Origin of the sequence: Amycolatopsis sp. lyj-108, assembly GCF_046549005.1 — a bacterium.
GTDB lineage: Bacteria > Actinomycetota > Actinomycetes > Mycobacteriales > Pseudonocardiaceae > Amycolatopsis.
Genome location: NZ_JAJPWQ010000008.1, coordinates 323,198 through 347,142, shown reverse-complemented (window position 1 = coordinate 347,142; position 23,945 = coordinate 323,198). Strand labels below are relative to the sequence as shown.

21 protein-coding genes are annotated in these 23,945 nt (G+C 68.6%); 10 read left to right on the top strand and 11 right to left on the bottom strand.

What is annotated here, in order from left to right:
• Positions 1–109: 109 nt before the first annotated feature.
• A complete protein-coding gene (locus ACLJO0_RS28585; protein ID WP_410581669.1) occupies positions 110–322 on the bottom strand; it encodes a PspC domain-containing protein in 213 nt (70 codons plus the stop codon).
• A 129-nt stretch (positions 323–451) separates the two neighbouring features.
• Between ACLJO0_RS28585 and ACLJO0_RS28580 the strand changes: the two genes are divergently transcribed.
• The 5 genes from ACLJO0_RS28580 (at position 452) to ACLJO0_RS28560 (ending at position 3,756) form a co-directional block, all read left to right on the top strand.
• The gene (locus ACLJO0_RS28580) at positions 452–580 is read left to right on the top strand and encodes a hypothetical protein (protein WP_255431416.1); all 129 of its coding nucleotides are present in this window, start codon (positions 452–454) and stop codon (positions 578–580) included.
• A gap of 169 nt (positions 581–749) precedes the next feature.
• Entirely contained in the window at positions 750–1,223 is a 474-nt protein-coding gene (locus tag ACLJO0_RS28575; RefSeq protein ID WP_410581667.1) for a DNA polymerase beta superfamily protein, read from the top strand.
• A complete protein-coding gene (locus ACLJO0_RS28570) occupies positions 1,223–2,017 on the top strand; it encodes a transporter substrate-binding domain-containing protein (protein ID WP_410581666.1) in 795 nt (264 codons plus the stop codon). Before ACLJO0_RS28575 ends, ACLJO0_RS28570 begins: the two co-directional genes overlap by 1 nt.
• A gap of 79 nt (positions 2,018–2,096) precedes the next feature.
• Positions 2,097–2,690, top strand: coding sequence for a hypothetical protein (locus tag ACLJO0_RS28565; RefSeq protein ID WP_410581665.1), 594 nt, complete (start codon positions 2,097–2,099; stop codon positions 2,688–2,690).
• Between the two features lie 157 nt (positions 2,691–2,847).
• On the top strand, positions 2,848–3,756 hold the full coding sequence (locus ACLJO0_RS28560) for a M23 family metallopeptidase (RefSeq protein ID WP_410581663.1): 909 nt from the start codon (positions 2,848–2,850) through the stop codon (positions 3,754–3,756).
• Positions 3,757–3,816: 60 nt separating this feature from the next.
• Here the strand turns inward: ACLJO0_RS28560 and ACLJO0_RS28555 are convergent, their stop codons facing one another.
• Positions 3,817–4,761 carry an o-succinylbenzoate synthase gene (locus tag ACLJO0_RS28555; RefSeq protein ID WP_410581662.1) on the bottom strand — a complete coding sequence of 315 codons (945 nt, stop codon included), beginning with the start codon at positions 4,759–4,761 and terminating at the stop codon, positions 3,817–3,819.
• A gap of 57 nt (positions 4,762–4,818) precedes the next feature.
• Between ACLJO0_RS28555 and ACLJO0_RS28550 the strand changes: the two genes are divergently transcribed.
• The gene (locus ACLJO0_RS28550) at positions 4,819–7,641 is read left to right on the top strand and encodes a BTAD domain-containing putative transcriptional regulator (RefSeq protein ID WP_410581660.1); all 2,823 of its coding nucleotides are present in this window, start codon (positions 4,819–4,821) and stop codon (positions 7,639–7,641) included.
• 114 nt (positions 7,642–7,755) lie between these two features.
• Here the strand turns inward: ACLJO0_RS28550 and ACLJO0_RS28545 are convergent, their stop codons facing one another.
• The 3 genes from ACLJO0_RS28545 to ACLJO0_RS28535 form a co-directional block, all read right to left on the bottom strand.
• Positions 7,756–8,571, bottom strand: coding sequence for a DUF72 domain-containing protein (locus tag ACLJO0_RS28545; RefSeq protein ID WP_410581658.1), 816 nt, complete (start codon positions 8,569–8,571; stop codon positions 7,756–7,758).
• Positions 8,572–8,623: 52 nt separating this feature from the next.
• Positions 8,624–9,379: a DUF4253 domain-containing protein gene (locus tag ACLJO0_RS28540; protein ID WP_125782124.1), complete on the bottom strand. Its 756-nt coding sequence runs from the start codon at positions 9,377–9,379 to the stop codon at positions 8,624–8,626.
• Between the two features lie 335 nt (positions 9,380–9,714).
• Entirely contained in the window at positions 9,715–11,361 is a 1,647-nt protein-coding gene (locus ACLJO0_RS28535) for a DNA repair helicase XPB (protein ID WP_125782122.1), read from the bottom strand.
• An 86-nt stretch (positions 11,362–11,447) separates the two neighbouring features.
• Here ACLJO0_RS28535 and ACLJO0_RS28530 point away from each other — a divergent pair, with 86 nt between their 5' ends.
• Positions 11,448–12,083 (top strand): hypothetical protein, encoded by a 636-nt coding sequence (locus tag ACLJO0_RS28530; protein ID WP_410581656.1) that lies wholly within the window; start codon positions 11,448–11,450, stop codon positions 12,081–12,083.
• Here the strand turns inward: ACLJO0_RS28530 and ACLJO0_RS28525 are convergent.
• Positions 12,080–13,039, bottom strand: coding sequence for an ABC transporter substrate-binding protein (locus tag ACLJO0_RS28525; RefSeq protein WP_410581655.1), 960 nt, complete (start codon positions 13,037–13,039; stop codon positions 12,080–12,082). The genes ACLJO0_RS28530 and ACLJO0_RS28525 overlap by 4 nt on opposite strands.
• A 191-nt stretch (positions 13,040–13,230) precedes the next feature.
• Here ACLJO0_RS28525 and ACLJO0_RS28520 point away from each other — a divergent pair, with 191 nt between their 5' ends.
• The 3 genes from ACLJO0_RS28520 to mdlC all read left to right on the top strand — a co-directional run bounded on the left by ACLJO0_RS28520 (position 13,231) and on the right by mdlC (position 18,297).
• Entirely contained in the window at positions 13,231–15,930 is a 2,700-nt protein-coding gene (locus ACLJO0_RS28520) for a nitrate- and nitrite sensing domain-containing protein (protein ID WP_410581654.1), read from the top strand.
• A 16-nt stretch (positions 15,931–15,946) separates the two neighbouring features.
• A complete protein-coding gene (locus tag ACLJO0_RS28515; protein WP_410581653.1) occupies positions 15,947–16,624 on the top strand; it encodes a copper homeostasis protein CutC in 678 nt (225 codons plus the stop codon).
• A gap of 89 nt (positions 16,625–16,713) precedes the next feature.
• The gene (gene mdlC, locus ACLJO0_RS28510; RefSeq protein WP_410581652.1) at positions 16,714–18,297 is read left to right on the top strand and encodes a benzoylformate decarboxylase; all 1,584 of its coding nucleotides are present in this window, start codon (positions 16,714–16,716) and stop codon (positions 18,295–18,297) included.
• A gap of 269 nt (positions 18,298–18,566) precedes the next feature.
• Here the strand turns inward: mdlC and ACLJO0_RS28505 are convergent, their stop codons facing one another.
• The 5 genes from ACLJO0_RS28505 to ACLJO0_RS28485 all read right to left on the bottom strand — a co-directional run bounded on the left by ACLJO0_RS28505 (position 18,567) and on the right by ACLJO0_RS28485 (position 23,277).
• Positions 18,567–19,436 (bottom strand): ABC transporter ATP-binding protein, encoded by an 870-nt coding sequence (locus ACLJO0_RS28505; RefSeq protein ID WP_410581651.1) that lies wholly within the window; start codon positions 19,434–19,436, stop codon positions 18,567–18,569.
• Between the two features lie 19 nt (positions 19,437–19,455).
• Complete coding sequence (locus tag ACLJO0_RS28500; RefSeq protein ID WP_410581650.1) at positions 19,456–20,289, bottom strand: ABC transporter permease; 834 nt, start codon at positions 20,287–20,289, stop codon at positions 19,456–19,458.
• The gene (locus ACLJO0_RS28495; protein WP_410581648.1) at positions 20,286–21,056 is read right to left on the bottom strand and encodes an ABC transporter permease; all 771 of its coding nucleotides are present in this window, start codon (positions 21,054–21,056) and stop codon (positions 20,286–20,288) included. Before ACLJO0_RS28495 ends, ACLJO0_RS28500 begins: the two co-directional genes overlap by 4 nt.
• Positions 21,057–21,064: 8 nt before the next feature.
• Entirely contained in the window at positions 21,065–22,012 is a 948-nt protein-coding gene (locus tag ACLJO0_RS28490; protein ID WP_410581813.1) for an ABC transporter substrate-binding protein, read from the bottom strand.
• A 308-nt stretch (positions 22,013–22,320) separates the two neighbouring features.
• Positions 22,321–23,277, bottom strand: a complete 957-nt coding sequence (locus ACLJO0_RS28485) for an ABC transporter substrate-binding protein (protein ID WP_410581812.1) — start codon at positions 23,275–23,277, stop codon at positions 22,321–22,323.
• Positions 23,278–23,945: the final 668 nt, after the last annotated feature.

The window sequence follows — 23,945 nt, the reverse complement described above, 5'->3', positions numbered from 1 at the left end:
GGGGAGTGTAACGGCGAAGGCGTGATCGCGCGGCCGAACCGGAGGAAAAGCGAAAAGCCCGGACATCCCCATGTCCGGGCTCTTCACCTCGTCCCCCTTGCCCCCTCGCTCAGGATTCGCCGGGCTGCTCCGGAGTCAGTAACCACGCGGCGGCGTAGACCGGGATCGCGAATCCGGCGGTGAAGAAGACGCTCGCCACGAGGGCGATGCGCAGGATCGCCGCGTCGACGCCGAGGTAGGCGGCCCAGCCGCCGGCGACGCCCGCGAGCATCTTGTCGGTACGGCTGCGGTAGAGCTTCTTGGTGGCCACGCTGTTCGTCATGGCTCCATGTTCGCCCCGGGACGACCCCCGGCACATCGGGGAACGGCCCCGACCCGACCCTGGAATCCGACCCTGAGGGGCGCGAAAACCGGATGCCCCGGGGGTGTCCGCGCGAGTACAACTTGCCAGGTGAAACACGACAGCCCCGAATTCGCCGCCATCGCCGAGCAGGGCACGATCCTGCGCTGCCAGGTCGGGTCCGGGCTGCACGGCACCGCCGTGCTCGGCCAGGACGACCGGGACGAACTCGGCATCTGAATCGAGCCGCCGGACCACGTGATCGGCCTGAAGCGGTTCGAGCAGTACATCTTCCGCACGCAGCCCGAAGGCGTCCGGTCCGGTCCCGGCGACCTGGACCTGATCGTCTACTCGCTGCGCAAGTGGCTGCGCCTGGCGGTCAACGCCGAACCCGACCGTCCTGTTGCCGTTGTTCGCGCCCGAGAACGAGATCGTGCGCATCGACGAGCTCGGAGCCGAGCTGCGCGAGAACGCGCACCGGATCGTCTCGCGCCGCGCGGGCCTGCGGTTCCTCGGCTACTCGCGCGCACAGCGCGAGCGGATGCTGGGACTGCGGGGCAAGCCGGGGCGGCCGGAGCTGATCGAGAAGTACGGCTTCGACACGAAGTTCGCCATGCACATGGTGCGCCTCGGCGTGCAGGGGGTGGAACTGCTGGAGACCGGACGGATCACGCTGCCGGTCCCCGAGCCGTGGCTGAGCTGGCTCCGTGATCTGAGGCAGGGCAAGAAAACCCGCGAGGAAGCGCTGGAGGCGGCCGAGTCCCTCGAACGCCGTCTAGACGAGCTCGTGCGTGTGGCGTCGCCGTTGCCGGAGGAGCCGGACACCGGCTGGGTCGACGATTGGCTGGTGCGGACCTACCTCAGGGCGTGGAAGATGCCTTGATGACGATCAAGGCGAAAGCACTCATCTTCGGGGTCGCGGTGCTGACCGTGCTGGGAATCGGCACGGCCGGCGCCGCGCCCGAAGGCCATGGCGCGCAAAGCAGGCTCGACGTCGTGCAGGCCCGCGGCGAACTCCGCGTGTGTTCGACGGGGGACTATCGCCCGTTCACCTATCGCGACGCCGCGGGCGCGTGGAGCGGGATCGACATCGACCTCGCGGGCGACCTCGCGAAGCGGCTCGGCGTCCGGCTCCAGCTGGTCCAGACCACATGGAAGGCGATCGCCGACGACGTCGGGCGCAAATGCGACCTGGCGATGGGTGGCGTGTCGGTGACCTTGGACCGCGCGAAGAAGGGCTTCTACACCGTTCCCTATCTCCGGGACGGCAAGACGCCGATCACCTTGTGCGAGAACGAAAAGCGATTCCAGACCGTGGAGCAGATCGATCAGCCGGGCGTCCGCGTCATTGTGAACCCCGGCGGTACCAACGAACAGTTCGCCGACGCGAACCTCAAACGCGCGACCATCGTGCGGCATCCGGACAACAACACCATCTTCGCCGAGATCCTGGCGGGCCGCGCGGATCTGATGATCACCGACGCGACCGAAACCCGTTGGCAGGCGAAGCGGGATCCGCGGCTGTGCGCGGTGCATCCCGACCGGCCGTTCACCTTCTCCGAGAAGGCGTACCTGCTGCCGCGCGACGTCGTGTTCAAGGAGTGGGCCGACCAGTGGCTGCACCTCGCGTTGAACGACGGCACCTACGCGCGCATCGCGAAACCCTGGCTGGGCTGAAACCGGTTTGAACCACTTCCGTTACCCATCCGTATCCCTGGATGTGGGTGAGGAGGACTCAGACCGGAGGAAGACATCGATGATGAACAGCGCCGGGAAACACCGCAAGCGTGCGACGATCGGCATCGCGTCCGTTCTCGGGGTGGCCGCCATCGCCGCGGTGATGTTCGCGGTCAGCACTCCGGACGGGCAAGCCGCGGAAAGCTGTCAGGGACTGGACACCGCGCTCCGTGGCAACCTCGATTTCATCGCGGGCCAGCAGGCGGATCCGGACGCCGTCTCCGCGGCGCGGATCGCGAACCGGCAGGCCGTCGTCGACCTCATCCAGCAGCGCCGCGAAGCCGCGGGTTGCACCGAAGAGGTGCTGGCGGACGGCGGCAAGCAAGAGCAGGACGCCGGGATGGACGAAGCCGTGGCGGGTGAAGGCGAAGTCGTTTGCCCGGGTTCCACGGTGACGCTGTCCGGGGAGGGCGGGGCACCCGCCGCGTCCAGCAGCGAGTTCCCGGCGGGCACCCAGCTGAAAGTGACGAACCTGGACAACGACAAGTCCACGACCGTCGAGGTCACCGGCGTTTCCGGCAGTTGCGCGCTGCTGAACAACGCGGCCTTCGAACAGGTCCGTGAACCCGGGAAGTTCCTGATCCGCCGGGCCACCATCGAGCGGGTCGGCTGAGACACCCGCACCGGAACGGGGAAGACGCGGACGGATCCGGTGCGGAGGCGGCGCGAGTCCTCCTGGTCCCCTCGGCCAGGAGGGCTCGTGGTCGTTTGTATCTCGCTTGTACGCCCTTTCGGGACGCTTCTCACGAAACGCCGAGAAAGGACACCCGATGAGATTCAGACGAGTGGTCACGGCGGCCGCCACCGCCTTGCTTGGCATGGCCGGACTGGCGATCACCGCGACGTCGGCCGAGGCCGCCGTCGGACCGCGTCCCAACTTCCAGCTCCCGTTCCCCTGCAACCAGGTGTGGAACGGCGACAACGACAACAGCAGCGCGCACCGCGCCTACGAAATCGACTTCAACCGCGGCAGCTCGGCGGGGGCGGACCTCGGCGACACCGTGGTCGCGGCCGCGGCGGGCAAGGTCGTCATCTCGGCGCACCAGGGTTCGGAGAACGGCTTCGGCAACCTGGTGAAGATCGACCACGGTGGGGGATGGTCGACCTACTACGCGCATCTGAAGGTCCGTTCGGTCGCACTGAACGCGCAGGTCGCGCAGGGGCAGAAGATCGGCGAGGTCGGCAACACCTCCAAGCCGGGCAACAACATCAGCCCCCACCTGCACTACGAAGTCCGCACCAACGACTCGTCGTGGCCGAGCAATATCAAGCCCGCGTACTTCAACGGTGTGAGGTTCGGCTACCCCAACGCCAACGTCACCTCCAAGAACACCTGCAGCGGCAACGGGAACCCCAACCCGTACGACGCCGTCGAGGTGTGCGGCGACGGTTACAAGGTCATCGACTCGCAGGCACTCGGCAGCGCGGCGACGACGTACCTGCTGTACAACGGCACGAACAAGTACAACTGCGTCACCACCATCAAGTCCACCTCGGTCGGCACGGGCAGCGCGGTTTCGGCCTTCCTCGAAGTGGAGGGTTCGGCGCGCAAGAGTGATTCCGGCAGCTTCGAGTACTACGCGGGTCCGGTGAGCGCGGCCGCCGGCGCGAAGTGCGTCAGGTGGGGCGGCTCGGCCGGGTCGGCCAGCTACGAATCCCCGCTGGAGCACTGCGGCTGACCGAGCCTTCGAACGCCATGAAAGGTCCTTTCCTTGCGAAATTTGCAAGGAAAGGACCTTTCATGGCGTCGGGAGGTGGGCGCGGACGCGGGTGAGGCGGGCTTCCCAAGCCGCGCGGACCTCCGGAGCGGCGGCGTGCGCGGCGAACAGGTCCGGGGCGGGAGCCTGGCGCGGCACCGGCAGGCGTCCGTCCACAGGGGACAGTGAAGCACCGCAGACGTCCCCGGTCAGCAGGGACATCGTGCCCAGCCCGCAGGCGAAGTCCAAAGTGGGCAGTGCGCCCGCGAGCGCCAGCCCGGCGGCGAGCCCGACGCTCGTCTCGACGGCGGAGGAGACCACGCACGGCAGGCCGCAGGCTTCGGCGACCTCCAGCGCGCGCCGGACCCCGCCCAGCGGCGCGACCTTCAGCACGGCGATGTCGGCCGCTCCCGCCACGGCCACCTTGAGCGGGTCTTCGGCCCGGCGGATCGATTCGTCCGCGGCGATCCGCACGCCGACGCGGCGCCGGACGTCCGCCAGTTCTTCGATCGACGGGCACGGCTGCTCGGCGTACTCGAGCCCGCCCGCCGCTCGGTCCAGTTCGCCGATGGCCTTGACCGCGGTGTCCACGTCCCAGGCCATGTTCGCGTCGACGCGAACCGCGCCCCGCGGACCCAGCGCGGCTCGCACCGCCTCCACCCGGTCGCAGTCTTCGGCGAGGCTCACCCGCGGGTCGGCGACCTTCACCTTCGCCGTGCGGCAGCCCGACGCGGACACGAGTTCGTACGCCTTCTCCGCCGACACCACCGGGACGGTCGCGTTCACCTCGACGCTCTCCCGCACCGGTGAGGGCCATCCGCGTTCGCTCGCCTCCAGCGCGGAGGCGAGCCACGGCGCGCTTTCGGCGTCGGAGTAGTCAGAGAACGGGCAGAACTCGCCCCAGCCCGCGTCGCCGCGGATCAGCAGTCCTTCACGGACGGTGATGCCGCGGAACCGTGTGCGCAAGGGGATCGCGTAGACGTCCATCGGCACCGATCATGCCACCGCTGGAATCATGTGCCGATTCAGGCGTTAACGGACAGAATGAGCGATGTGGCACTCGATTTTCGCGTGCTGGGGCCCACCGAGGTCACGGCCGACGGGCTGCCGGTTCCGTTGGGCGGCAGCAGGCCGCTCATCGTGCTGGCAGGCCTGTTGCTGCGCGCGAACACGGTGGTGCCGGTCGAGGAACTGGGCCGCTGGCTGTGGCCGGACGACCGGAGGCGGTCCAAGGGAGCCCTGCAGACCTACATCCTGCGGGTCCGCCGCGCGCTCGGCGACGAGGTCACCATTCGCACCGAACGCGGCGGCTACCTGCTCGAACTCGACGAAAGCCTGCTCGACCTCGCCCGCTTCCGCGCGCTCACCGCCGAGGGAACGCGGGCCGCTGGAGACGGCGATCCGCGTCGCGCCGCGGACCGGTTCGAGGCCGCGCTGGCCGAATGGCGCGGCCCGGCGCTGCAGAACGTCCACTCCGAAGCGCTGCTTCGGGACGAAGCCGACCAGCTGGGCGAAGAGCGACTACGCGTCCGTGAGCAGTGGGCCGACGCGCTCATCGCCCTCGGCGATCACGCCACCGTCGTCCCCGAGTTGACCAAGTTGTGCCGCGAGAACCCGCTGCGTGAGCGGCTGCACGAACAGTTGATGATCGCGCTCTACCGCTCCGGCAGGCAGGCCGAGGCGCTGAACGTCTACCGCCGGATCGGCGCGGTGCTTGCCGAAGAACTCGGCCTGGATCCCGGCGCGTCGCTGCGGCGGGCGCACCAGGCGATCTTGACCGGCGAAGAGTCCGGCAAGACCACATTGGACTCCGAGCTGACGCGATACCGGCTCGGCTCCGAACCGCTGATCCCGCGTCAGCTCCCGGCGGATCTGCGGGTGTTCTCCGGTCGGCAGCGCGACCTCAAGGCACTGCACGAACTCGTCCCGGAAGCGCCTGCCACCGAGCGGTCGACGTCCATCGCGTCGATCGAGGGGATGGGCGGCATCGGCAAGACGACCCTCGCCATCCATTTCGCGCACGAGGTCGGCGATCGCTTCCCCGGCGGACAGGTGTACCTCAACCTGCGCGGATACGGCCCCGGCGAGCCGGTCGAAGCCGCCGCCGCGCTCGAAACCATGCTCGTCTCCGTCGGTGTCCCCGCCGACCGGATCCCCGCCGGCGCCGACGGCCGCGCGGCAACCTGGCGCACCCACAGCGCGGGCCGCCGGATGCTGATCCTGCTCGACAACGCCGCGAGCACCGAACAGATCCGGCCGCTGCTGCCCGGCCCCGGCTGTCTGGTGCTGGTGACCAGCCGATGGCAGTTGCAGGCGCTCGTGGCGACCCACGGCGCGCGTCGCGTCGCGCTGGGGGAGCTGCCGGACGAGGACGCGATCGCCCTCGTCGCTTCGACGATCGGGCTGGACAGGGTCACCGAGGATCCCGAGGCCACCGAACGGTTCGTCCGCTACTGCGGCGGGTTGCCGCTGGCCATCCGGATCCTCGCCGTGCGGGCGGCGCAGTTCCCGGACCTCCCGCTGCGGGAGTTCGTCCGGCTGCTGGAAGCCGAACAGGACAGGCTGGGCTCGTTCGACCTCGCCGACGGCGACGAGACGAACATCCGGGCCGTCTTCTCGTACTCGTACCGGGCGCTCGACGAACGCGCCGCGCGGATGCTGCGGCTCCTCGGCCTGCCCACGGGCGGCGATTTCAGTGCGGCCGCGGCCGCCGCGGTGGCCGGGGTCGACATCGCGGAAGCGCACGAGGATCTGGCGAAACTGGCCTCCGCGCACCTGATCGCGCGGCCCCGTCCCGGCCGGTACCAGTTCCACGACCTCATCCGCGCGTACGCGGCCGAACTCTCGGCGGAACTCGACGGACCCGAGGCGCGGAAGGGCGTGCTGGACAGGCTGCTCCACGCGTCGCTCGCTTCGGCGCTGAACGCGTCGCGGCTTTTGCGTTCGGACCGGCACTACCGGCTCGTCGAACCGGAGCGCTTCGACGGCGCCGGACTGAAGTTCGGGCACTACGAACAGGCGCTCGACTGGTTCGACGAGGAAGCGGGCAACCTCATCGCCGCGGTGAACATCGCGTACCGGGAGCGGCGGTACCGGGAATGCTGGCAGCTGGCGTGGCTGCTGCAGTCGTACTTCATCGTGCGGTCCCGGCTGGAGGACTGGCGTTCGGTGTTCGGCGTGGCGCTCCGCGCCGCCCGTGACATGGGGGACCGCTCCGGTGAGGCCGCCATCCTCAGCGGACTCGGAGTGGCCTGTGGGGTCGCCCGCCAATACGAGGACAGCATCGCCTACCTGAAGCAGGTCGTCGAACTCCAGCGACAGGTCGGCGACCGGCAAGGCGAGGCGCGGGCCCTCTACAACCTCACGCTGGCCAGCCAGGACCCCGACACGGCCTGGGAATACGGGACGCGCGCGTTGCGGCTCATCCGGGAGAGCAACGTCGGCCCCGGCATGGAGGCCAGCGCGCTGCAGGCCCTCGGCGACATCTGCGCTCAGGCCGGCCGCTTCGAGCAGTCCCTCGACTTCGCCGATCAGGCCTTGGCGCTGGAGTCGCACGCGCTCCCCGACGAAGCCCGCTTCACCCTGCACACCAAGGGCATCGCGCTCGTCGGGCTCGGTCGTGGCGACGAGGGCATCGCCTGCATGCGGCAAGCCGTCGAGATGTTCTTCGCCCACGGCGAGCTCTACGAGGCGGCCGACGTGCTGGCGCAGCTCGGCGGAATCCATCTGCGGCGCGGTGATCCCCCGGCGGCGCGCGAATGCTGGCTGCGCTCGGTCCGGGTGCTGACCGAACTGTCGCATCCGGACGCCGAGGACGTCCGCACGAAGCTGGCCTCGCTCGTGGGCGACGCGGCCAAGGCGAGGTGAGGCACGGGCGACCGGCGTGCCGACCCCCAGTCGCAGCACGCGAGTACGCCCGTGACCTCAGGCCTCACTTAACAGGACACCGCTCACTGCGCGCTGACTGTGCAGCGTGCGCGGTCAAGCCAGGAGTTCCGCGAGGGCGATCGCGTTCTTCGGCGCCTCGACCTTGACGTCATTGTCGAAGTAGACGTACGTGTCGCGGCCCCAGCCCTTGATCTTCCGGGCCCACTGTTTCAAGGCCTTGTCGCTGTACCCACTGACGTACAGTTCCTCGTCGCCGTGCAGGCGGACGTACGCGAATTCGTCGCTCGTCATCTCGTCGACGAACGGGAACTTGCCCGCGGTGTCGGCTACCACGAGCGCGATGCCGTGTTTCCGGAACAGTGCGAGGCTTTCGGGCTCGGCGAAGCTCGGATGCCGTACTTCGACGGCGTGCCGGAGCTTCCGGCGCGGCTTCGGATCGGTGTGCGGTTCGGCCTTCAGCTTGTCGTCGTGTTTGTGCGCGAGCGCGGCGGCGGCGTGACTGGTGCGCGGCAACAGCTCGAAGAACCCCTCGACCCGCTCGGCGTCGAACGCCAGCCGCGGTGGCAACTGCCAGAGGAACGGACCCAGTTTCCGGCCGAGCGCCAGCACCCCGGACGCGAAGAAGTTCGCCAGCGGCGTCTCGACGTCACGCAGCTGCTTCATATGCGTGATGAAGCGGCCGCCCTTGACGGCGAAGACGAAGTCGTCCGGTGTCTGTTCGGCCCACGCCCGGTACCGCTCGGGACGTTGCAGCGAGTAGAACGAGCCGTTGATCTCCGCCGAGTTCATCCGGGACGACAGGTATTCCAGCTCGCGCCGCTGCACCAGGCCGCGCGGGTAGAAGTCCCCGCGCCACGGTGGGTAGCGCCAGCCCGAAGTGCCGATCCTCAGCTCCGCGACGTCGATCACCGCCTTCCCGCGTTGCTCTGATTCCCCCTCTCCCGCGCGCGCAAACGCGCCCTCACGCCCACGAGAACCGCCACCTGCGGGTCTGGACCAGACTGGAGGCGAACTCGCGCAGATTGCCCGGCTGACCGGCGAACGCGGGCAGGCAGAACGAACGGTGCTCGGCGGCGACCGTGAGCGCGCGGCCCTGGGTGCGCGGCGGCGCGGCCACCGACAGCTCCATCGAATCGAAGCCCAGCACCGTGAGCGTCGCGCCGAACCGGTCTTCCCAGCTGCGCAGGACCGCGGACAGCTCGTGGACCTGATCGGTCGCCTTGATCATGCCCGTCCAACCGAGGATCGCCGGGATGTCGGCGGGCCGCTCGGTCTGCACCAGCGCCAGCCGATGCTGCCCGCGCGCGGCGAGGATCGAACCGGTGTTGCCCGCCTCGGCCAGCGGATCCGCCCGGCGCGACGGACGGCGCGCCAGACCGGGGAACTTCGCGCCGAACGGGCGCAGGCAGGCGCCGTCGCAGCACGACGTGTCCCACCAGCGGGCCAGCACCTCCGCCGGATCCACCGAGGAGATCCGGTGATCGGCGGGAGCGAGCCTGCCGCGGTCGTCGATCCAGTCCTCGCCGTTGGCCGCGAAACGCTGGTCGTGCGGGATCAGCACCGGCCACAGCCCCGAACGGTCGAACTCCGCGACGCAGCCGGTGTAGCGCTCCGGCCTGGCCAAAGGCAGATCCGAAACCCAGATCCGGCCGTGCCACCGGCCGGGCGGCAGGGTCTGGACGGGCGGCGTACCCGGGCGGAACGGTGCGATCGTCATCGGCTTCCCCTCGAACTGGTGTTCGGTCAACTCTACCCGAACACTAGTTCGAAGCACCGACAGTTTTCGATACCCCGTTTGCGGGATGTCGAGGGTGCCGCCCCATGCGTCACTGGTGTCACAGCGGCCGCAGGGGAGTGTCCACAGTGGACATTCGAGCCCCGGTAGCACCACAAGCGGCGCGTGAAGGACCCCTTCCCCCCGGCTCAGCGGAGGAAACTCGCCCTTCGCGTCCACCCAAAGTCCGTGAGGGCCTCCTTCCCTACCCTCAAAGTAGGGAAGGAGGCCCTCACGGACTTCGGCGCCGCCGGGGGGGCAAGCGGTAGCAAAGGTCCCTACATGGGGCGCAGCAGGTCGTCCGCGTCCACGATCCGGTACGCGTAGCCCTGTTCGGCCAGGAACCGCTGCCGGTGCGCCGCGTACTCCGTGTCGACGGTGTCCCGCGAGACGACCGAGTAGAAATGCGCCTGCCGTCCGTCGCCCTTGGGCCGCAGCAGCCGTCCGAGCCGCTGGGCCTCCTCCTGCCGCGAGCCGAACGTCCCGGAGATCTGGATCGCGACCGAGGCCTCCGGCAGGTCGATCGAGAAGTTCGCGACCTTCGAAACGACCAGTGTCCTGATCTCACCGCGCCGGAACGCGTCGAACAGTTCCTCGCGTTCCTTGTTCCGGGTCGCGCCCTGGATCACCGGCGCGTCGAGTTCGTCGCCGATCATCTCCAGCTGGTCGAGGTAGGCCCCGATGACCAGTGTCGGCTCACCCGGATGCCGGTCGACCAGCGATTTGATCACCTTGGTCTTGGTGTCCGCGGTCGCCGCCAGTTTGTACCGCTCTTCGGCCTCGGCGGTCGCGTACGCGAGCCTCTCGGCGTCCGTCAGGGTCACCCGGACCTCGGTGCATTCCGCCGGCGCGATCCAGCCCTGCGCCTCGATGTCGCGCCAAGGGACGTCGTATCGCTTCGGGCCGATCAGGGAGAAGACGTCGCCTTCGCGCCCGTCTTCGCGCACCAGGGTCGCTGTCAGCCCGAGCCGCCGCCGCGACTGGAGGTCCGCGGTCATCCGGAACACCGGCGCGGGCAGCAGGTGGACCTCGTCGTAGACCACCAGGCCCCAGTCCCGCGAGTCGAACAGGTCCAGGTGCCGGTACTCGCCCTTGGTCTTGCGCGTCACCACCTGGTAAGTCGCGATGGTGACCGGCCGGATCTCCTTCTTCTCCCCGGAGTATTCGCCGATCTCCTCCTCGGTGAGCGAGGTGCGCGCGATCAGTTCCCGCTTCCACTGCCGTCCGGCGACGGTGTTCGTCACCAGGATCAGCGTGGTCGCCTTCGCGTGCGCCATGGCCGCGGCGCCGACCAGCGTCTTGCCCGCGCCACAGGGCAGCACGACGACGCCGGACCCGCCCGCCCAGAACGCCTCGGCGGCCTTGCGCTGGTAGTCGCGCAGCTCCCAGTCGACCTCGGCCAGCTCGATCGGGTGCGCCTCGCCGTCGACGTAACCCGCGAGGTCCTCCGCGGGCCAGCCGACCTTCAGCAGCGCCTGCTTCAGCCGTCCGCGTTCGGACGGGTGCACGATCACGGTGTCTTCGTCGATGCGCGCGCCCAGCATCGGGCTGATCTTCTTGTGCCGGAGGATCTCCTCCAGCACCGCGCGGTCGATGGTCGACATGACCAGGCCGTGCGCCGGGTGGTTGGCGATCTGCAACCGGCCGAACCGGCCCATCGTGTCGACGATGTCGATGAGCAGCGGCTGGGGCACGGGGAACCGTGAGTAGGACGTCAGCGCGTCGACGACCTGTTCGGCGTCGTGGCCGGCCGCACGGGCGTTCCACAACGCCAGTGGCGTGATCCGGTAGGTGTGGACGTGCTCGGGCGCGCGTTCCAGTTCGGCGAACGGCGCGATGGCGATCCGCGCGTCGTCGGCCTGGCTGTTGTCGACCTCGAGGAGCACGGTCTTGTCGGATTGGACGATCAGCGGGCCATCGGTCACACCGTCCTTTATACGTTCCGGCCACACCGGCTCCCGTCGCGGCACCGCTGGTGGAAGGATGTGCCTCAGGCGAGGAGGAGGGGACCTTGACGACAACACCGACCGGCGGGACGCCCGAGTACGACCCGTTCAACGCGCCCGCGCCGCTGCCTCCGATGCCGGAGGTGGGACCGCCGACACCGTTCCCGAAGCCGCGACCGCTGAGTGTGCCGGCCAAGGTTTCGATCGTGCTCGGCGTCGTCGCCGCGCTGGGCCTGGGGAGCCTGGCCGCCTGGGGGATTTCGCAGTCGAGCAGGTACTCCAAGGTCGAGGCGGGCAAATGCCTGTACCTGACCGACGAGGCGGGCGGCAACCAGAGCTACACGACCGCCAGCTGCACGTCGAGCCGTGCGACCTTCCGCATCGACGAGGTGCGCACGGGCTCGTCCGGCTGCCGCGACTCCGACTACATCCAGTTCGAGCTGTACGGGAGTTCGTCGAGCAAGAAGGCCCAGAAGACGCTCTGCCTGGCGCTGAACGTCGAGACCGGGGACTGCCTGCGCGACGTCGTGCACGAGACGCGGATCGCGAAGGTGCGCTGCACGGACATCAGCGCGGAGGCGCGAGCCGTCGTGACGCGGGGGTCGTCGGAGAGCGCGTGCTCGTCGGACGACACGGCGCTGCACTACACCGGACCGCCCGAGCGCACCGTGTGCCTGCGGCCGACGGGGGAGAACATTTAAGGCCGCGGCACCAGCGCCTGCACGTCGAGCCGGGCGCCGATCATGCCCGAGTTGTGCATCAGGTCGGCGACGCGTTGCAGCCGGATGCCGTTGAGGGAGACCGGGTAGGTCCCGAGCGAGATCAGCGAAGCCGTGGTGCGGTCGATGTCGGAGAACGTCGGCAGCGCGTCGCGGACGACGGCGGAGTCGGCCGCTCGCACCTGCGCTTCGCCGAGCACCTTCCGGAACACCGCGAGCGTGCGGGCGTTGCCCTGGCCGAAGGCCCCTGACGAGACGTAGGCCGACATCGGGAAGTCCAGGGTCGCGCCGCGGGCGCCGTCGGCGAGGATGCTCGCCCCGAGTTCCTTCTCGGCCCTGGTGATGTACGGCTCGACCATCCACGCGGCGTCGACTTCGCCCGCCTGCAACGCCTGCGGCATCCGGTCGAACGGGTGCTGTTCGAACTGGATCCGGGTCACGTCGATGCCCGCGGTCCCGAAGACCGAGCGGGCGGCCAGCACACCGACGTCGTCGAGCATGTTCACCGCGATCTTCGGTGACTTCTTGAGCGTCGGCTCGGTGTAGTCGGAGCCGGGGAGTGTGACGAGCGCCATGGTGTTGCGGCCGGCGGTGTAGGCCTCGCCCTGGAGTTGCAGTGGCGTCCCGGCCGCGGCGGCGCGGAAGATCGAGACGTCGCTGGCGAACGCGATGTCGACTTCGCCCGCGGCGAGCTTGCCGATCGCCTGGTCGCCGGGGACATCGACGAGGGTGACGGAAAGGCCCGCGGCGGTGAACTTCCCTTCGGCGACGGCGACCCGCAGGGGTGCCGTGTCGATGGGGCTTCCGACGCCGACGCGTAGTTCCGTCCGTTCGAGTGGCGCGTCGGTACTTGCGTCACCACCGGAAAACACTCCGCAACCGGCGATCGCCAGCAGGGCCGCTACCAGCGGAATCGCCAAGACGCGCATCTTCGTCACCGCTCACCTACCGAGAGAATGTGCTCCTCCTTCTGGATCGTATGGTCCGTGCCCCATACGATCGCCTGCGGGAGACGCCGGATTGCGCGGCTTTCGATCGTCCTCGAACCTTGTTACTCTACAGTAGGTTCGGGCTCTCGTCCCCGATGTCAGCCATGGGAAAGGGTCCCGTGGTGGGAAAAGGAAACCAGGTGGCCCGTCGCGACAAGCGTCCCCGTGGGGGCGACGCGGCGGAACGGCATCCTCGTGTCGGCGGACGATGGCGGCTCCGGAACTGGCACCTGCGCACCAAGCTCTTCGTGGTGCTCCTGATCCCCGCGCTCGCGGTGGTCGCCCTCGTCGGGCTCCGGGTCAACTCGGATCTGCGTGACGCCCGGCAGCTGGCCGAATTCGCCACCCGCGGCCGGGTCGACAGCACCGTCGCCGAAGCCGTGCACCAGCTCCAGCGTGAACGGGACCTCACCGTCCGGTTCGTCGCGGGCGATCGCAAGGGCGACGTCTCCGAACTGACCGAGCAGCGCAAGCGCGCCGACGAGGCCATCGGTACGTTCGACCGCACCCTCGGCGAAAGCAAGAACAGGCTCGGCGGCAAGGCCGCGACGAGTCTGCAACTGACCAGCGACCGCCTGCGCGTGCTCACCGGACTCCGGTTTTCCGCGGAACACTCGGCTTTTCCCGCCGACGCGGTGCTGCGCTCCTACAGCGAACTGATCTCCGGCCTGCTCGACATCAGCGATGCCACCGCCGCCGACGTGTCCGATCCGGATCTGGGGAAGCTCCGCCTCGCGGGCAACGCCCTCGCGCGGGTCAAGGATCAGATGTCGGTCAAGCGCGCGATCATGGCGGCCGCGCTCGCCCAGGGCGGTCTCAACCGCGACCGGACCCGCGCGCTGCTCGGCGCGGAGGCCGAACTCGCCGCCGCCCGCAACGACTACCGCACCTTCGCGACACCCGAGCAGCAGCGGATGTACGACGACACGGTGATCGGGCTGATCGTCGACATCGGCAACGACATGGTGGAGTCGGCGCTCATCCGCGCCGAGAACGATCAGGGGCTCGGCGGGCTGGACCCGAACCAGTGGGACACCTCGGCCACCTACACGGTCAATCTGGCCCACCAGGTGCAGCAGGCGCTGCTCGTCCAGTTGCAGGAACGCACCGACACCCTGGCTGCACAGGCGAGAACGTCCGCGATCTGGGACGGCGGCATCGTGCTCGGCGTACTGCTCGTCGCCGGGGTGCTCTCGGTGATCATCGCGCGTTCGCTGTTGCGGCCGCTGCGGATCCTGCGCCGCAGCGCGCTCCAGGTCGCCGAACACCAGCTCCCGGCGGCCGTCGCAGGTCTGCTCAGCGATCCCGAACCGCAGCCGGAGAACCTGCGGCGCCGGCTGGCCGTCGCGCCGGTCCCGGTGTTCAGCCGCGAGGAACTCGGCCAGGTGGCGCGCGCGTTCGACGCGGTGCACGGCGAGGCCGTCCGGCTCGCCGGGGAACAGGCCATGCTGCGGGAGAACATCAACGCGATGTTCGTGAACCTGTCGCAGCGGAGCCAGGATCTGGTCGAGCGGCAGCTGTCCGTGCTGGACCGCATGGAGGCCGACGAACAGGATCCCGACACGCTCGCCGGGCTCTTCGAGCTCGACCACCTCGCGACCCGGATGCGCCGCAACAGCGAGAACCTGCTGGTGCTCTCCGGGACCGACGTCGTCCGTGAGGACGGTGGCGCCGTCGTCGCCGACGAGATCATCGGCGCCGCGCTCTCGGAGGTCGAGCACTACCAGCGGATCGAACTCGGCGCCGCGCCGCGGATCGCGGTGCGCGGCGAGGCCGTCAACGACCTCGTGCACGTGGTCTCCGAACTGCTGGAGAACGCGACCCGCTATTCGGACCGGAGCACGATGGTGCAGGTCGAGGGGCACGAGACCGAACGCGGCGAATGGCAGATCGAGATCACCGACCACGGCGCCGGGATGCCGCAGGCGGAGATCGACCGCACCAACGCGCGGCTGGCGAATCCGCCGGACGTCGACGTCGAGGTCTCGCGGCGGATGGGCCTGTTCGTGGTCGCGACACTGGCCGTCCGGCACCGGATCGACGTCCGCCTGCGGTCCGCCGACGGCGGCGGGATCACCGCGGTGGTCGTCGTGCCCGCCGCGCTCATCGTCGAAGCGCCCCAGCCCGCCCAACTGCCGGAGCCCCCGCCCGTCGTCGTCGTTCCCGAGCCGGAACCCGAGCCGCCGCTGGAAGTCCCGCCGCTGCCGGAACTCCAGGAGAGCGTCGAGGAGTCGCGGTTCGCGCCCGTGCTGGATCCCGGGCCGCTGCGGCGCGCTCCCGTCGTCGAACGCGAGACCCAGCCGGAGTGGCCGTCTTCGGACGACGACGCCGCCAACCATCTCGAGCTGGACTCGCCGACCGAGCGGATGCCCAAGTACCAGAGCGTGCTTTCGCAGTGGTTCGACCACGGCGGCCCGCGCGAAGGGCCTTCGCCCGCCGAACCCGGCCCGCCCTCCTTGCCCTCGTTCGAACCGGTGAAGGCGGCCGAGGAGAGCGCCGCACGGGAGGAACCCGCGCAGGACCCGGACGAGCCGACCGAGCCGACGCTGAAGCCGGTGCGGCCGAAGGCTCTGGTGCCGAAAGAAAGGGCGCCGGAGCCGGAACCCGCTTGGCCGACACCCGCCGAGCTGGAACAAGAGGACGGGGCGGAGGAGACCTGGCCGGTGCTGCCCGCCGTCGTTCCCGAGGCCCGGTCGCAGGACGACAGGCCGGAGAAGCCGCGAGGGGAGAGGCCGATACTCTCACTTTCCCCCGAAGCGGTCCGCGAACGGATGACCAGCCTGCAAGGCGGATTCCGGCGCGGTCGCCACGCCAGGGGTGACGACAACCCCTCGGACTAAGCGAATTGGAAGGTCCATGAGCCCGAAAACCGGCCTGCTGGAAGTGATCGCGCTGACCGCGGCGGACGCGGAGCGCGCACAGGAGGGCGGGGCCGATCGCCTCGAACTGGTCAGCGACATGGCCAGCGACGGTCTCACGCCGTCGGTCGAGACGCTGCGCGACGTACTCGCCGCCACCGACCTTCCGGTGCGGGTCATGCTGCGCGACAACATGTCCTTCGCCGCCGGTGATCTCGACGGACTGCGCGCGGACGCCGTGCGGCTGATCGACGCGGGCGCGCGGGAGTTCGTGCTCGGTTTCCTGGACCTGGAAAGCGAAATCGACGTCGACGCCTGCGAGACCTTGGTCAAGGAGCTCGACGGGCTGCCGTGGACCTTCCACCGCGCCATCGACCGCGCGCGGGACCCGTTGCGCGCCTACGACCAGCTGACCGCGCTCGGCTGCGACACGGTGCTCGCGGCCGGGCATCCGCACGGCGTGGCGCACGGACTTTCGGTGCTGCAGCGGCTCGCCCGCCGCTCGGACGGGCCGCGGCTGCTGGTCGGCGGCGGCCTGCGCGCGCAGCAGGTGCATCTGCTGCGGGCGGGCGGGGTGGGCGCGTTCCACGTCGGAAGCGCGGTCCGTCCCGGCGGCTGGGAGTCCGATGTGGACGTCGCGGCCGTTCGCGCGTGGGCGGCTCTGGTCAAGGAGTAGGCCGTACGCAAGGGGTCAGGTCCAGACCACATACGGTGATATGAGGTTGCATCTTCAACTATCGGGTTCCGACCAGATACCGTGTGGTCATGGCTACCCGCACCGTACGTGACGCGACCAGGGAACTGCTGCGCGATCTGGGCCTGACCACCGTTTTCGGCAATCCGGGCACGACCGAGATCGCCTTCCTGACGGAGTGGCCGGACGACTTCACCTACGTTCTCGCGCTCCATGAGGCGTCCGTCGTCGCGATGGCCGACGGGTACGCGCGGGCGACGCGGCGGGCGACGCTGGTGAACCTGCACTCCGCCGGCGGGGTCGGCCACGCGCTCGGGCACATCTTCACCGCGTACCGCAACAACGCGCCGCTGATCATCGTCGCCGGCCAGCAGACCAGGTCGCTCCTGCCGGACGATCCGTTCCTCGGTGCCGTCGAGGCGGCGAACTTCCCCAAGCCGTACGTGAAGTGGAGCTGCGAACCGGCGAGGGCCGAAGACGTCCCGGCGGCGCTGGCGCGGGCGTACCACGTCGCGACCCAGGCGCCCATGGGGCCGGTGTTCGTCTCGGTGCCCGTGGACGACTGGGACGTCGAGACCACGAAGCCGATCGTCTCCCGGCCGACGATCCGCGGTTTCGCGCCCGATCCGTCCGCTTTGGACGAATTGGTGTCCGCTTTGGACGCCGCCGAGCATCCGGCCATCGTGGTCGGCGCGGGTGTCGACGACGAGGGCGCCGTACCGGATCTCGTGGAGCTGGCCGAGAAGGTCGGCGCGGGCGTCTGGGCGTCGCCGATGGCGGCGCGTTGCTCGTTCCCCGAGGACCACCCGCAGTTCTTCGGTTTCCTGCAGCCGGAACGCAAAGCGCTCGCGAGCGCACTGATCGACCACGACCTCGTGGTCGTCATCGGCGCCCCGGCGTTCATCTACCACGTGTACCGCGGCGAGTCGGAGATCTCGATGCCGCCGCTGTTCGTGGTCAACGCCGACGAACAGGTCCTCGCCAGGGCCGAGGCCGGCACCGGCATCCGCGCGACGCCGAAGCTCGCCATCCGCGCTCTGCTGGAGCGCGCCGCGCCGCGGGAGGCGCCGAAATCCCGCACCCGGATGGAAAAGCCCGCCGCGGTCACCCCGATCACGCCGGGCTTCGCCTACTCGGTGATCTCGGAAGTCCTGCCGGACAACGCGATCGTCGTCGAAGAGACCCCGAGCCACCGCAACGAACTGCACGACCACCTGCCGATCAAGTCCACCGACTCTGGCTTCTTCACCGTCGCCAGCGGCACCCTGGGCTACGGCCTGCCCGCCGCCGTCGGCGTCGCGCTGGCCCGCCCGGACCGCAAGGTCGTCGCCATCCTCGGCGACGGGTCGAGCATGTACTGCGTCCAGGCACTGTGGACGGCGGCGCAGCAGCACCTGCCGGTGACGTTCGTGATCTTCGACAATTCGCAGTACGCCGCCGTGCGCATCCTCGGCGAGGCCGCGGGCGGCGAGAAGGTGCCGGGCGTCGACCTCGGCGGCATCGATTTCCCGGCGCTGGCGAAGAGCCTGGGGCTGGGAACGTCGGTCGTCGAGAAGGCCGAAGACCTCAAACCGACGCTGGAAGCCGCGCTGCCGGACGAGCGGCCGCATCTGGTGCACGTCCGCATCGACGCGAACCCGCGCACGCTGTACTGAGGCGCTGGGGTCGCTGGAAGTACATGAAGGCCCCCTTCCTTGCGCTAGACGCAAGGAAGGGGGCCTTCATGTACTTGTCGAGGGTGGCGTGCCGGGGCGGGACCCGGGTACCTTCTCGACTGTCCATAAGGGACACAGTCCGAGCCGACAGTGCCCGATTTGGGCCTTTTGTGTCGCACATCTGGTCATTAATCGGACATTCACCCGACAGGAAGTGTCCCTTGTGGACACTCGGGACACGGCCGCATTTGACTCACCCCTCGGATGAGTCAGCTCTTCGCGCGCACCTCGGAGGCGGCAGCGTCGGCTTCGGCGTCCTGCTGCGCGAGTTCGTACTCGGCCGCGTCGGAAGCCGCGGTGACGGCCTCCGGGGCGCCACCGTGCAGCAGCCGCGCCACTTCACCGCGCAGCGTCACGAACTCCGCGGACTCGCGCGTGGTGATCTGGTCCCGCTCCGCGGGCAGCCCGACCGGCAGATCCGCGACGATCTTGGCGGGTGACTTCGACAGCACCAGCACCCGGTCCGACAGGTAGACGCTCTCGTCGATGTCGTGCGTGACAACGAGAACCGTGCTGCCGTTCTCGCGCTGCACGCGCCGGGTCAGGTCTTCGAGTTCGAACCGCGTCTGCGCGTCGACCGACGCGAACGGCTCGTCCATCAGCAGCAGGGCGGGACGGCTGGCCAGTGCTCGCGCGATCGACACGCGCTGCTGCATACCGCCCGAGAGCTGCCACGGGAACTTCGAGCCGACTTCGGACAGGCCGACCGAATCCAGCGCCTCCTGCGCCCGCGTCCGGCGCTCGGAGCGGCTCAAGTTACGCCACCGCAAGGGGAATTCGACGTTCTTCGCGACCGAGAGCCACGGGAACAGTGAGCGGCTGTAGTCCTGGAACACCACGGCCAGATCCTCCGGCACGCCGGAGACGTCGTCGCCGTGCAGGCTGACGCGGCCGGACGTCGGCTTGATCAGCCCGGCGATGCAGCGCAGCAGCGTCGACTTGCCGCAACCCGACGGGCCGACGATGCTCGCGAGCTGCCCCGCTTCCACGGTGAACGACAGATCGTTGACCGCGATGTGCGCCTTTTCTCCCGCGCCGTAACGGTGGTTCAGCCCGGAGACTTCGAGCATGGTTGACATCTTGCTGACCCTTCGAAAACTAGAGACGGCCGTTGCGGGTGGGCTGCCAGCGGAGCACTCTCTGCTCCACCGCGAGGAAGGCCGCGTTGAACCCGAAGCCGAGGAGCCCGAGCAGGACGAGCCACGACCACATGAGCGGGAAGTCGAACGCCTGCTGGGCGTCCATCAGTGACCGGCCGATGCCGTTGTAGGAGCCGACCAGTTCCGAGATCACCATCAGCAGCAGGGAAATGGACAGGCTCAGCCGCAGCCCCGCGAAGATCTTCGGCCCGGCGGCGGGCAGCACGATCGAGCGCACCCAGTACGACCGCGGGGTCCGGAACGATTTCGCGGTGTCGATCTTCACCTGGTCCACCGAGCGGACACCGTCCACGGTGTTGAGCAGCACGGGCCAGATCGCGCCGAAGATGATCGATCCGGTCTGCATGCCCGGCCCGAGTCCGAAAAGGACGATGAACACCGGGATCAGCGCGGGCGGCGGCACCGAGCGGAAGAACGCGAAAAGCGGTCCGACGTAGTCCATCCCGGTCTTGGACCGGCCGAACATGACCCCCAGGGCGACGCCGAGCGCGCCGGCCAGCAGCCAGCCGCCGAGTGTCCGGCCGAGGCTCGGCAGGACGTTGGCGAACACGGTGTCGGTGAGGAACAGTTGTGAGGCCGGACCGGTGAACCACAGTTTCGCCGACGTGGTCAGGATTTCGGTCGGCGGCGGGAAGAACGGGCTCTCCGCGAGCCGGGTCGCGAGCTCCCAGATCCCGAGCAGGGCGAAGAAGAGCAGCCAGTTGCGGACGAGGATGCCGATACCCCGGCCCACGCGCCTGCCGACGCGGCTGGTCAGCGTGAGGGTCGTCACGAGACCGCCTCCCGGTCGACCGTGCTCCAGCGGAACGCCCGCCTGCCGATCATCTCGAGTCCGCCGTTGATGAGGAAGCCGAGCGCGCCGACCACCACGGTGCCCGCGAGCACGAGGTCGAACCTGGTGGAGCCGGTGCTGGCCTGCATGATGAAGTTGCCGATGCCGAGTTTGGCCCCGGCGAGGAATTCGGTGCTGACCACCGCGATCAGCGCGATGTTGGCGGACAGCCGGACCCCGGTGAACACGAACGGCGCGGTATGCGGCAGCGCCACCGACGTCAACGTCCGGAACTTGCTGGTACCGCAGGCTTTCGCGGTCTCCTGCAGGACGGGGTCGATCTCGCCGAGCGCGTAGATCGTGTTGAACATGATGGGCCACAACGACGCGTACACGGCCAGCGTGATCTTCGCTTCGGGGCCACCGCCGATCAGCAGGAGCACCAGCGGGATCAGCGCGACGGCGGGGATCGGCCGCAGGAACTCGATGACCACCGCGGTCGCGGTGCGCAGGCCGGGGATGCTGCCCAGCAGCAGACCGGCGGGTACGGCGATGGCGACCGCGATCAGCAGGGCGATCGCCCACGCGAGGAACGTGGCGATCAGGTCCCGGATGAACTGGGTCTCGCCGAACTGTTCGAAGATCGTCACGAGGACGACGGTCGGCGGGGGAAGGAACTCTTTACGGACCAGGCCGGCCTGGACGATCACTTCCCAGATGAGGAAGAAACCGGCCAGACCGGCCAGAGCACGGAGAAGTCGTGGCACCTTGACCTTTATCCAGCTTGAGGGGCGAGCATCGGAGCGGCGTCGAGCTTGGCCGAGATCACTCCGGTCTGCAGCAGCAGATCCGGCACGCGCTGCAGGCGACGGGCGTCCAGGGTGGCCCCGAACGTCGGCAGCGTGAGCAGTGAGGCGGTTTCGGCGTCGACCTTGGCGTACTTGACGATCATCGGTTCGATCTTGGAGCGGTCGGCCGATTCGCGCACGGCCTTGGCCAGTGCGCGCTGGAACGCGGCCAGCGTCTTCGGGTTCTTGTCCACGAAGGAGCCGAGCGCGCCGAAGCCCGCCAGGGGGAAGTCCGTGGTGGCGCCGGTCGCGATGTCGACGACCGGGGTCGCGCCGACGACCTTGGACGCCTGGGTCAGGAACGGCTCGGGCAGGTAGCCCGCGTCGACCTGGCCCGATCCGAGCGCGGCGGCGATGTTCGGCAGCGCCATCGGCACCCACTGGACCTTGCTGGTGTCGACGCCGTGGTCCTTCATCACCGAGACGGTGAGCAGGTGGGAGGCGGTGTTCTTGTCGGTGATCGCGATCTTCTTGCCCGCGAGGTCGTTGATCGTCTTGACCGTGGAGTTCGGCACCGTGACGACCGCGTTGCTCTTGGGGCTGGCCGACACGGAGTCGGCGACGAGCCGGATGTCGGCGGCGCCCTTGCTCTTCGCGACGAAGAACGGCATGTAGGTGGAGAAGGCGATGTCGACCTCGCCGCCGATCATCTTGGTCATCGCCTGCTGGCCGCTGGGGGCGTCGACCGCTTCGACCTCGAGACCTTCGGCCTTGAAGTAGCCGGCTTCCTGCGCCAGCCGCAGCGGCGCGAGGTCGACGACCGGCAGCAGGGCCACCTTGATCTTCGGCTTCTCCAGTGCGCCGTCACCACCACCGGACGCTTTGGACGTGTCATCGCCGCCGAGGGCGCCACAGGCGCCCAACGTGGCCAGCATGAGCGCGCTCAGGGCGACGCCGACGGCACCTCGGCCTCTACGCGCACCACTCCTGCTCATGGCGTTTCGAAACAAAGCCAGCTCCTCGGAAACAATGAATCACCGTTGGGGTTTTTTCATCCGTGTCGTGGCTTCAATTCGCCAGGCACGCGGTCACCTTAGAGATTTGCCCACCTGCTCACAATGGGTGTTGTCAGCGGATGATCATTTTAGGCCATTCGCCCGATCACCTGATCACCCGCTTGGACAACATTACTTTCAGTGATCGAATTGCGGGTGGAACCGCAATTCGAAGTAACCGCGTGTCATCAACTGGTGGTCTGCGGCGCGATCATCGGGCCGACGTCGATCTTGGTCTGGATGGCGCCCATCTGCAGGAGCAGATCCGGGACCCGCTGGATGCGGCGGGGGTCCAGGGTGGACTGGAAGGTCAGCAGCGTGGTCAGCGCGGCGGTGTCCTGGTCGATCTTGGCGTACTTGACCAGCAGCGGCTCGATCTTGGAGCGGTCCGCCGCGTCCCGGGTCGCCTTCTGCATGGCGCGCTGGAAGGCGGCCACGGTCTTCGGGTTCTCGTTCACGAACTTGCCGAGCGATCCGTAGCCCGCGGTGGGGAAGTCCTGGGTGGCGCCGGTGGCGGTGTCCACGACCGGGACGGTGCCCGCCTGCTTCGCGGTCTGGGTGATGAAGGGCTCGGTCAGGAAGCCGGCATCGATGTCACCGTTCTTGAGCGCGGTCCCGATGTTCGGCAGCGGGATCGGCACCCACTGCACCTTGCCGGCGTCGACGCCGTGGTCCTTCATGACCGATTTGGACAGTGTGTCCGACACGGTGTTCGGCGCGGTGATGCCGATCTTCTTGCCCGCCAGGTCGCTGACGCTCTTCACCGTCGACGTCGGCAGGGTGACCAGCATCGTGCTCTTCGGACCGGCGGAGGAGGCGTCCGCGACCAGCTTGATGTCGGCGGTGCCCTTGCTCATCGCGATGAAGAACGGCGTGTAGCTCGCATACGCGATGTCGACCTCGCCGCCGATCAGCTTGGTCAGCGAGACCTGGCCGGTCGCGGCTTCGATGGCCTCGACGTCGAGGCCCTCGTTCTTGAAGTAGCCGCCGTCCTGCGCGAGGCGCAGCGGGGCGAGGTCGATGGTCGACATCACGGCGACCTTGATCTTCGACTTCTCGAGATTCCCCGAGCCGCCGGAGGAGGACGAATCGTCGCCGCCGAGGAGGCCGCAGCCGCTGACCGATACCGAAACGACGGCCGCCATCGCGAAGGCGAGGGCTCCACGCCGGCCCAGGCTGACGCTCAAGGCCTTCTTCGAGCTTGCAGAGCCAAGCAAAGGGGTGCTCCTGATCAAGGGAGGGACACGTGATGACGTGGCCTGATGTGGAATTCGGAAGTGACTCTTTGTCGAGTCACGGGCCCACTGTAGAGAACGGACACAGCGCTCACAATGGGTGGTCATCCCATGATCCCAAGTGGTAACGATCACCCGAACAGGTTGTTTGTCAGAAGTGAACACAACGGGGCGTGTTCGCGGCGGGGACTTGTTGACAACTGAGCGCCAACGGGTCAAGACCCGTACGGGGTCTTCTTGCGCGTCTTGACCGAAGGGTTACATCTGGCCCTCCCGTTCGCTACCCTCATGCACCGGTAGTGAGGTGTGGACCACTGATGTAGTGAAAGAGAGTGCCTTGGATGGCCGAACGCTCTGGACCTTTCCCGAGGTGCAAGGCACTCTGTGTTGAACACGTCGAACACGTCCGTGCTTCACTGGTGCGTCCCCGCGCACTGGCGGGTTGGGCCGAATAGACCAATGGCGTCAGGCAGGGTTTCGGTCAAGTGCACTTGAGAGACTGCGTCAAAGACGACTTCCGCATTTCCAGGAGTGGACCCGCACGCCGTGCGCGCCCCTCCAGGGTGACGGGAGCGAGC

Bases quoted from the DNA above. Each gene is read 5' to 3' on its own strand.
- ACLJO0_RS28585 (WP_410581669.1), bottom strand. From the start codon at position 322: ATGACGAACAGCGTGGCCACCAAGAAGCTCTACCGCAGCCGTACCGAC.
- ACLJO0_RS28570 (WP_410581666.1), top strand. From the start codon at position 1,223: ATGACGATCAAGGCGAAAGCACTCATCTTCGGGGTCGCGGTGCTGACC.
- ACLJO0_RS28565 (WP_410581665.1), top strand. From the start codon at position 2,097: ATGATGAACAGCGCCGGGAAACACCGCAAGCGTGCGACGATCGGCATC.
- ACLJO0_RS28560 (WP_410581663.1), top strand. From the start codon at position 2,848: ATGAGATTCAGACGAGTGGTCACGGCGGCCGCCACCGCCTTGCTTGGC.
- ACLJO0_RS28555 (WP_410581662.1), bottom strand. From the start codon at position 4,761: ATGGACGTCTACGCGATCCCCTTGCGCACACGGTTCCGCGGCATCACC.
- ACLJO0_RS28550 (WP_410581660.1), top strand. From the start codon at position 4,819: ATGAGCGATGTGGCACTCGATTTTCGCGTGCTGGGGCCCACCGAGGTC.
- ACLJO0_RS28540 (WP_125782124.1), bottom strand. From the start codon at position 9,379: ATGACGATCGCACCGTTCCGCCCGGGTACGCCGCCCGTCCAGACCCTG.
- ACLJO0_RS28515 (WP_410581653.1), top strand. From the start codon at position 15,947: ATGAGCCCGAAAACCGGCCTGCTGGAAGTGATCGCGCTGACCGCGGCG.
- mdlC (WP_410581652.1), top strand. From the start codon at position 16,714: ATGGCTACCCGCACCGTACGTGACGCGACCAGGGAACTGCTGCGCGAT.
- ACLJO0_RS28505 (WP_410581651.1), bottom strand. From the start codon at position 19,436: ATGTCAACCATGCTCGAAGTCTCCGGGCTGAACCACCGTTACGGCGCG.
- ACLJO0_RS28490 (WP_410581813.1), bottom strand. From the start codon at position 22,012: ATGCTGGCCACGTTGGGCGCCTGTGGCGCCCTCGGCGGCGATGACACG.
- ACLJO0_RS28485 (WP_410581812.1), bottom strand. From the start codon at position 23,277: ATGGCGGCCGTCGTTTCGGTATCGGTCAGCGGCTGCGGCCTCCTCGGC.